Below are 6,998 nucleotides of genomic sequence, written 5' to 3'. Positions count from 1 at the left end.
CGGTATCCGCGAGTTCCTCGTCGACACACAATGCGATCCCGACATGATCGACCGCGTCATGGCCGATGAGATGAAACGGGGCCAATAGCTCTCGACACTCGAAAATGCCTTCGCCGGACGCTCACGTCAGTCTGGTCCTGCAGGTCGGCAAAGGGCGCGACATCGGCCTCGCCGACGCTGCGGCCGCAGCGGATCAACCGATCGAGCACCGATCCCGCCCTGACGAACGGCATGTGGACGATATCGGCCTTCGACAGGTCCTCCACGGCCCGCCAGGCCATCCGCGCATACGTCTCGGCATCGCAGTCGGGATCGACGAGCATATCGGTGGTTTCGGAGGCATTCGGGCCGAGAGGACGGATCATCCGGCATGGGCCTTTGCGATACCGTACCAGCGGAAAGACCAGAACCAGCCTCCCCCGCTCACGGATGACGATGCAAAAGAGCGAACGCCCGCCGGGCGCCGCGATTTCGTTCCAGCTGTGGAGGGCAAAGGAATAGCTTTGGTGAAAGGAGCCCTTCGCCTTCCGCCACAGCGCATTCCACTCAGCTTCCAGAGCCGCCATCTGGCCCATGTCGGTAATGACAACGCAATTTCGATCGGAAAACGCATCCATATCAGACGCTCTCACTTTGGATCGACGATGAATGCGATGAAATGCAGGCCGCCATGTACGAAAATACTCATGCAGCAAATGCTAACATACAGCCGTCCGGCGCCAATCGAAACGCATGCAAAAGCATTACGCGCGTCGGGATGTCACGACTTGACGCAGCGCCGACCTCCGACCCTCGCAGTGCCTGGCGCGCGACGGGTGGTGCCGTTACGGGACAGTTTCCGGGAACGGCACAGCAACGCTTGTGAATGCTTACCATTCGTCAAGTGTCTGAATCTTTGGCTATTCCCGGCCGGCAGAATCGCGTGCCACAATATTGCCGCTTGCCTTTTGCCTCGAATGCTGTCACCAAATGCGGCTCTCGGGCATTTGCATGCCGGTGACTGGACTGATGTGGTAACGCCTTCCGCGAGGAAGGCAGCGTGGGGGACACCTGCGTGCGTAGACGTTCTTTCCCCGTTCGTGAACTACTCGACTGACCCTTCGCGCGCTGAATTTTGATGAGGGAGCGCGAAAGCGAAAGCCGTCCATTTCCTCTCGGGGGAGTGGATACCAGAAAGACTACAGGGAAAAGGACCTATCCCAATGGCCACCAAGGGCACCGTAAAATTCTTCAACCAGGACAAGGGTTTTGGTTTCATCACGCCGGAAGGCGGCGCGAAGGACGTTTTCGTCCACATCTCCGCGCTGCAGGCTTCGGGCATCCAGTCGCTGCGCGAAGGCCAGCAGGTTACCTTCGACACCGAGCCGGACCGCATGGGCAAGGGCCCGAAGGCCGTCAACATCTCGGCTAACTAATCCGTTTTCTGCTTCGGCAGAAATGGCAACGGCGCTCCGCAAGGGGCGCCGTTTTCGTTTGGGGTATGGCCGCTACGCGCCGACCGCTTCCCGCGCGCTGTCGAAATCCACCGCGGCAAAGGCGGCTGCGATCACCTCGGGCCCGGCTCCCGTCTTCACCGCATCGGTCGAGAGGATCTGCCGATAGCGCCGCGCGCCGGGCAGCCCGGTGAACAGTCCGACCATATGCCGCGCCACCTGCTGCAGCCGCCCGCCGCTAGCGATATGGCGCTCGGCATAGGCCATCATCCGGTCACGGATCGCGCCCCAGTCTGCCGCCTCCGCCGACCCGCCGTAGAAGCGAGGGTCGACATCGGCGAGAATGGCGGCGTTCTGGTAGGCCGCGCGCCCGAGCATGATGCCGTCGACGTGGTTCAGATGCCCGGCCGCCTCGTCGAGCGTCTGGATGCCGCCGTTGATGCCGATGAAGACATCCGGCCGTGCCTGCTTCGTGCGGTAGACGATCTCGTAATCGAGCGGCGGGATCTCGCGGTTTTCCTTCGGGGACAGGCCCTTCAGCCAGGCCTTGCGTGCATGGATCCACACCGCGTCGGCCCCGGCATCAAGCACCCGGTCGAGAAGACCGGGCAAAGCGACCTCGGGATCCTGCTCGTCGACCCCAATCCGGCACTTCACCGTTACGGGAACATCGGCCACCGCCTTCATCGCTCTCACGCACTCTGCCACCGTCTCTGGCGTCAGCATCAGGCACGCGCCGAAAGTCCCAGACTGCACTCGATCCGAGGGACAGCCGACATTCAGGTTGATCTCGTCATAGCCGTAGGGCGCAGCAATCCGCACCGCTTCCGCAAGCTTGGCCGGATCCGACCCGCCGAGCTGCAGCGCCACCGGATGCTCCGCCGCATCGAAGGACAGCAGGCGTTCGCGTGGACCATGGATGATCGCATCGGCGACGACCATTTCCGTATAGAGCAGCGCATTGCGGCTGATCTGCCGGTGGAAATAGCGGCAATGGCGATCCGTCCAGTCGATCATCGGCGCAACGGCAAAGATCGGCCGACCAGTTCTAAGGGCCTCGGCATAGAAGTTGGATGTCGTCATGCGGCGCTCATAGCGCAAAGGCAGGAAAAACGCCAGTTTGCCGGATGCAGGGCAGCAATGCCGGTATGGAAGGGCGACGTTTCCACGCGCCCTGCCGAACCGACTTCCCCCCGCGGTTGCTTTCCGTCTAAGATCACGGGGACTCAAGAACAGCAAGAGCGTGCAATGTCCCTTCCCGCTACCGTCATCCCGCTTCCGCAACCCGTCCTGCTTCCCGTCGAAGGCACCGCCGAGTCCTTTCCCGTCCGTCGCGTCTATTGCGTCGGACGCAATTATGCCGACCATGCGATCGAGATGGGCCATGACCCCTCACGCGAGCCGCCCTTCTTCTTCCAGAAGAATGCCGACAACCTGCTACCAGCAGGTAAGGATTTCCCCTACCCGCCGCTCTCAAGCGACGTCCATTTCGAGGTCGAATGCGTGCTGGCGCTCAAAGCCGGCGGACAGGATATCCCGGCTGAAAAGGCGCTCGACTGTATCTACGGCTACGCCGTCGGCATCGATTTCACCCGTCGCGACCTGCAGGCCGAGGCGAAGAAGCTCGGCCGCCCCTGGGAGATCGCCAAGGCCTTCGAATATTCCGCGCCCGTGTCGCCGATCGTTCCGGCAGCCAAGCTCGGACATCCCTCGGCCGGGCGGATCTGGCTGGAGCTGAACGGCAAACGCGTCCAGGACGGCGACCTCAACCAGATGATCTGGAAAGTACCGGAGATTATCGCCGAACTGTCGAAGCTCTTTATCCTGGCGCCTGGCGATGTGATCATGACGGGAACGCCCGCCGGTGTCGGTGCGGTGAAAAAAGGCGATGCCGTCGATTGCGGCATCGACGGCATCGCCACGCTGTCCGTCAAGGTAGCCTGAGAGGAACACCATGCCCACCTACGCGCTTGGCGGACTGACGCCGGACCTGCCGCCATCAGGCACCTATTGGATCGCGCCAGATGCGCATGTGATCGGCGCGGTGACGGTCGGTGAAAACGTCGGCATATGGTTCGGCTCGGTTCTGCGCGGCGACAACGAGCCGATAACCGTTGGCAAGGCGACGAACATCCAGGAAGGCGCGATGCTGCATACGGATCCGGGCTTTCCCGTGACGATCGGTGAAGGCTGCACTATCGGCCATCACGCTATCGTCCACGGCTGCACGGTCGGCGACAATTCCTTGATCGGAATGGGAGCCACGGTATTGAACGGCGCCAAGATCGGCCGCAACTGCCTGGTCGGCGCCAATGCACTGATCACCGAAGGCAAGGAATTCCCCGACAATTCGCTGATCGTCGGCTCACCCGCGCGGGTTATCCGCACGCTCGACGATGCAGCGATTGAGGGTCTTCGCCGCTCGGCCGAGAAATATGTCGGCAACTGGCAGCGTTTCGCACGGGACCTGCGCCCTCTGTGAAAGTCAGAACAGCAGGCCGATGCCGGTCACGTTCTTGACGGCCGTCTTCACGAGATCGAAAACGGCGGTCAGGATCTTCTGTGCCGCGCTGTAGAGGAGAAACTCGAACTCGGCCAGCGCGCTGTTCAGATTGAGTTCGAGCAGATGCAGTGTCAGGTCCGCGGCCTTCACGGTGATCGTCTTGGCCGCAAGCTGCGCCATGACCTTGGCGGTCTTCTGCGCAATAAAGCCCAGCTGATAAGTCATCTCGTCGCGAATGGCGGTCCATTGCTTCTTTGCCGTCCCGGCAGCGACGGACAACAATCCCTCAAGCAGTTCTTCGGCAGATTTTGGTGCAAAAGTCCCGTCAACAGGCATGGGTGCTTCCCCTCTACTTCAATGAGCCTTCCATCGTCTTGGCGATCCCGCACGTATTTCGCACGATCGAAACATTGTCCGCCTCGTTGGCCTGCTGGCCATTCTCTTCGAAAGCGGCTCGCGAGATTTCGATGGACTGCCGGCAGCGTTCGATGTTGTTGACCAAGAGTTGGGCAGCGTGTGCCGATGGTTTGCCCCGGAGATACGCCGGGCGCTGCCCGGCGATGTCGCTCGCGTCCTTCACCATCGCAAGAGCCTCAATGTAGTATGGCTCCACGTCGCGATAGCGCGCACGTTGCGGCGCCTTTGTCTCCAACGTGGTCTCGATCTTCGTCAGGCTCGAATGCGCGCCGTCGAGCTTGGAATAGACGGCCTCATTATAGGCCGGCGCAAAGACGGAGCACCCGCCAAGCGAAATGGTCAGTATCAGCAACAATCCATGAAGTTTCGGCATATGCGCGGTCCCCAGCCCTGCCGCACATCATAAACCAGCCAAAAACACAATCAATAATTACATTTGCAATTATACACAATCATAAAGAGAAGTCGGTTGTATGAGCGTGGCATCAAACTAAGCCGCGCACGCCTCACACAGTCCGCGAATCTCGATCGTAGTCTTCTCCGCCTTGAACTTCTTGCCGCGCGTCCAGTTCATCAGGCGGTGATCGACCTCGTGATCGTGGAATTCCATCACATGCCCGCAGCTCTCGCAGATCGCGAAGGCGACGATGCCGTGGCTGTGGCAGTTCTGATCGGGATGCGCGCAGGCAACGAAGGCGTTGATGCTTTCGAGCCGGTGCACGACGCCATATTCAAGCAGCTTCTCCAAAGCCCGGTAGACCTGCAGCGGCGCGCGAAAACCGTGATCGCGCAGCTTGTCGAGGATCGTGTAGGCGCTGAGCGGTCCGTCCGCCTTTTCGAGAACCTCGAAAACGAGAGCCTGGTTCTTGGTCAAAGCAGGTGCATTCATCAACGTTGTCCTTCCGGGACCTGCCCGCGCCCGCGCTTCGGCAGCAGGCTCAGAATGAAGAGGATCAGGGCCGCGACGACGATCGACGGGCCGGAGGGCGTATCGTAGGTCAGCGAGCCGAACAGCCCGCCGACAACCGCGACGGCACCGATCAGAGAGGCGAAGACGGCCATCACCTCCGGTGTCGAGGCAAAACGCCGGGCAGCGGCAGCCGGGATGATCAGCAGCGAGGTGATCAGCATGATTCCGACGATCTTCATGGCGATCGCGATGACGACGGCCATCAGCAGCATGAAGAAGAGCCGCGCCCGCTCCGGCTGCAGGCCCTCGGCCTCGGCAAGCTCGGGATTGACCGTCGAGGCGAGAAGCGGCCGCCAGAGCCAGGCGATCGCCGCCAGCACGAGAATGCCGCCACCCCAGATCATAACAATATCCGTCTTCGAGACCGCAAGGATGTCGCCGAACAGGAAGGCAATGAGATCGATGCGGACCCAGCTCATGAAGGCGACCATGACAAGGCCGATCGCCAGCGTTGCATGCGAGAGGATACCGAGCAGCGCATCCGCGGACAGCGCCTGGCGTTTCTGCAAGAACAGCAGGAGGATCGAAACCGTCGCCGCCACGAGGAACACCGCAAGCGTCAGGTTGAACTGCAGCAAGAGCGACAGCGCGACACCGAGCAGCGCTGAATGGGCGATCGTGTCACCGAAATAGGCCATGCGCCGCCAGATAATGAAGCAGCCGAGAGGGCCGGTTGTCAGCGCAAGCCCGACACCGGCAAGGATCGCGCGGACGAAGAAATCGTCAAACATGGCGCTCTCCTGCGGGCTGCTTGTGATCGTGGCCGTGATCGTGATGATGATGATCGCCGCCGGCATGGCTGTGGTCGTGGCTATGGCCGGCATGGTCATGCCCGGCGTGGTCGTGCCCATCGTGGGCATGATGGTGGCCATCGTCGGGGTGGCAATGATCGGTGACGGAACCGTCGGAATGCAGCACCCGGCCATCCGGCAGATGCGTATGGTCGTGATGATGGCTATAGACCGCGAGCGCCTGCGCCGCACGGCTACCGAACAGGCGGACATATTCCGCGCTCTGAGTCACCGCCTGCGGTGTGCCGCGGCAGCAGACATGGCCGTTGAGGCAGATCACGGTGTCCGTCGCCGCCATGACCACATGCAGGTCGTGCGAGATCAGCAGGATGCCGCAGCCAGTCGTGTTGCGGATCGACTGGATCAGGTCGTAAATCGCTATCTCGCCGGAAAAATCGACACCCTGCACAGGTTCGTCGAGCACGAGCAGATCGGGCTTGCGGGCGATGGCGCGCGCCATCAAGGCTCGCTGAAACTCGCCGCCGGACAAATGCTGCACTTCGGCACCGAGCATGTGCGACAGTCCAACCGCGTCGAGAGCAGCCGCCATATCGGCGTCGGACAGAGGCCCGGTCAGCGTCATCAACCGGCGCACGGTAAGCGGCAACGTCCAGTCGATCGCCAGCTTCTGCGGCACATAGCCGACCTTCAGGCCAGCGGCTCGCTCCACCCTGCCCTCATCCGGCTTCAGCACGCCGATAGCCGTCTTCACGGTCGTCGATTTTCCTGAACCATTGGGACCGATCAGCGTGACGATCTCGCCGCGCGAGACGGCGAAGTCCACACCGCGGACGAGCCAGCGGCCGTTTCTGCGAACGCCGACATTGGAAAGCGAGACCAATGGCTTCGCTTCGGAATTTGCGGGAGAGAACATCATTTTTCCG

Annotated in this window: 9 protein-coding genes and 1 pseudogene; 3 read left to right on the top strand and 7 right to left on the bottom strand. The window is 61.4% G+C overall.

Features of this window, described 5'->3' with window-relative positions:
* Window positions 1-125 (bottom strand): annotated as a pseudogene (locus JNB88_RS34705) (IS5/IS1182 family transposase); the annotation flags it as partial.
* Between the two features lie 1,077 nt (window positions 126-1,202).
* Between JNB88_RS34705 and JNB88_RS27165 the strand changes: the two are divergent.
* Window positions 1,203-1,415: a cold-shock protein gene (locus JNB88_RS27165; RefSeq protein ID WP_007533154.1), complete on the top strand. Its 213-nt coding sequence runs from the start codon at window positions 1,203-1,205 to the stop codon at window positions 1,413-1,415.
* 72 nt (window positions 1,416-1,487) lie between these two features.
* Here the strand turns inward: JNB88_RS27165 and dusA are convergent, their stop codons facing one another.
* Complete coding sequence (gene dusA, locus JNB88_RS27160) at window positions 1,488-2,516, bottom strand: tRNA dihydrouridine(20/20a) synthase DusA (protein ID WP_220358158.1); 1,029 nt, start codon at window positions 2,514-2,516, stop codon at window positions 1,488-1,490.
* A 165-nt stretch (window positions 2,517-2,681) separates the two neighbouring features.
* On the opposite strand from dusA, the gene JNB88_RS27155 reads away from it, so the two are divergent.
* Window positions 2,682-3,377: a fumarylacetoacetate hydrolase family protein gene (locus tag JNB88_RS27155; protein ID WP_220358157.1), complete on the top strand. Its 696-nt coding sequence runs from the start codon at window positions 2,682-2,684 to the stop codon at window positions 3,375-3,377.
* Between the two features lie 10 nt (window positions 3,378-3,387).
* Window positions 3,388-3,915, top strand: a complete 528-nt coding sequence (locus tag JNB88_RS27150) for a gamma carbonic anhydrase family protein (RefSeq protein WP_220358156.1) — start codon at window positions 3,388-3,390, stop codon at window positions 3,913-3,915.
* Window positions 3,916-3,918: 3 nt separating this feature from the next.
* Here the strand turns inward: JNB88_RS27150 and JNB88_RS27145 are convergent, their stop codons facing one another.
* From JNB88_RS27145 to JNB88_RS27125, 5 genes are all read right to left on the bottom strand, one after another.
* Entirely contained in the window at window positions 3,919-4,272 is a 354-nt protein-coding gene (locus JNB88_RS27145; protein WP_220358155.1) for a hypothetical protein, read from the bottom strand.
* A gap of 13 nt (window positions 4,273-4,285) precedes the next feature.
* A complete protein-coding gene (locus tag JNB88_RS27140; protein WP_220358154.1) occupies window positions 4,286-4,726 on the bottom strand; it encodes a hypothetical protein in 441 nt (146 codons plus the stop codon).
* Window positions 4,727-4,843: 117 nt separating this feature from the next.
* Window positions 4,844-5,242 carry a Fur family transcriptional regulator gene (locus JNB88_RS27135; RefSeq protein WP_037128469.1) on the bottom strand — a complete coding sequence of 133 codons (399 nt, stop codon included), beginning with the start codon at window positions 5,240-5,242 and terminating at the stop codon, window positions 4,844-4,846.
* Window positions 5,242-6,054, bottom strand: coding sequence for a zinc ABC transporter permease subunit ZnuB (gene znuB / locus JNB88_RS27130; protein ID WP_037128470.1), 813 nt, complete (start codon window positions 6,052-6,054; stop codon window positions 5,242-5,244). Before znuB ends, JNB88_RS27135 begins: the two co-directional genes overlap by 1 nt.
* Window positions 6,047-6,988: an ATP-binding cassette domain-containing protein gene (locus JNB88_RS27125; protein ID WP_220358153.1), complete on the bottom strand. Its 942-nt coding sequence runs from the start codon at window positions 6,986-6,988 to the stop codon at window positions 6,047-6,049. The genes znuB and JNB88_RS27125 overlap by 8 nt, the downstream gene beginning before the upstream one ends.
* Window positions 6,989-6,998 lie beyond the last annotated feature (10 nt).

The organism is Rhizobium cauense, from assembly GCF_019511525.1.
Classification (GTDB): domain Bacteria; phylum Pseudomonadota; class Alphaproteobacteria; order Rhizobiales; family Rhizobiaceae; genus Rhizobium; species Rhizobium cauense.
This window is presented reverse-complemented; position numbering and strand designations above follow the sequence as displayed.

What these genes read in the sequence shown, in the direction of transcription:
- JNB88_RS27165 (WP_007533154.1), top strand. Translation starts at nt 1,203, where the DNA reads ATGGCCACCAAGGGCACCGTAAAATTCTTCAACCAGGACAAGGGTTTT.
- dusA (WP_220358158.1), bottom strand. Translation starts at nt 2,516, where the DNA reads ATGACGACATCCAACTTCTATGCCGAGGCCCTTAGAACTGGTCGGCCG.
- JNB88_RS27155 (WP_220358157.1), top strand. Translation starts at nt 2,682, where the DNA reads ATGTCCCTTCCCGCTACCGTCATCCCGCTTCCGCAACCCGTCCTGCTT.
- JNB88_RS27150 (WP_220358156.1), top strand. Translation starts at nt 3,388, where the DNA reads ATGCCCACCTACGCGCTTGGCGGACTGACGCCGGACCTGCCGCCATCA.
- JNB88_RS27145 (WP_220358155.1), bottom strand. Translation starts at nt 4,272, where the DNA reads ATGCCTGTTGACGGGACTTTTGCACCAAAATCTGCCGAAGAACTGCTT.
- JNB88_RS27140 (WP_220358154.1), bottom strand. Translation starts at nt 4,726, where the DNA reads ATGCCGAAACTTCATGGATTGTTGCTGATACTGACCATTTCGCTTGGC.
- JNB88_RS27135 (WP_037128469.1), bottom strand. Translation starts at nt 5,242, where the DNA reads ATGAATGCACCTGCTTTGACCAAGAACCAGGCTCTCGTTTTCGAGGTT.
- znuB (WP_037128470.1), bottom strand. Translation starts at nt 6,054, where the DNA reads ATGTTTGACGATTTCTTCGTCCGCGCGATCCTTGCCGGTGTCGGGCTT.
- JNB88_RS27125 (WP_220358153.1), bottom strand. Translation starts at nt 6,988, where the DNA reads ATGTTCTCTCCCGCAAATTCCGAAGCGAAGCCATTGGTCTCGCTTTCC.